The 511-nt window shown below is 51.5% G+C and carries 1 protein-coding gene; it reads left to right on the forward strand.

The genetic code is table 11. The features are described from left to right. Nucleotides 1-195, forward strand: a 195-nt coding sequence (locus WH91_RS24550; protein WP_046169783.1) for a hypothetical protein, incomplete at its 5' end; no start/stop codon positions are given. Nucleotides 196-511 lie beyond the last annotated feature (316 nt).

Consider the following 511-nt stretch of genomic DNA (forward strand, 5'->3'; position numbering starts at 1 on the left):
GAGAAGAAGGGTAGGAGGGGAGGAAAAAAGGATAAGGGGGAGGGAGCGACGGCAGAAAGAGTGGTGATAGGGCGGACAGAAAGCGCGATTGGTGGTGGAGAGAGTGAGAGGAGAAGAGGAGGGAGAGAGGAAGGCAGAGAGAAGGAGAAGCAGCGAGAGGAAAAGAGGGGAAGTAACGGGAAGGAGAAGGAATAGAGGGGAGAAGGAGAAGAGATGAGAAAGCAGAAAGGGAAAAAAGAGAAAGAAGACGAACAATCTAGCGTTATACAGAGGATGGATGGCGAAATGGAGCAGCAGGTTTGAGACATTTGGGCGGGAAACAAGCTAAGCGAGGAGCTCTGAGCAACAGACGCAAGGCGTAACGTTTGGCACTAATGGTTGTCAGGTCAGCTCAACAACTCTCTTGACCGGAATCGCAGCAGCATGGACTTGGCACACAAGCTGCTAACCTACACGCGTGGACGCGACTTAATTTTTCATGCGTAAGGAATCGTTCCACAAGGCGTCATGC

This window comes from Devosia psychrophila (assembly GCF_000971275.1).
Classification (GTDB): domain Bacteria; phylum Pseudomonadota; class Alphaproteobacteria; order Rhizobiales; family Devosiaceae; genus Devosia; species Devosia psychrophila.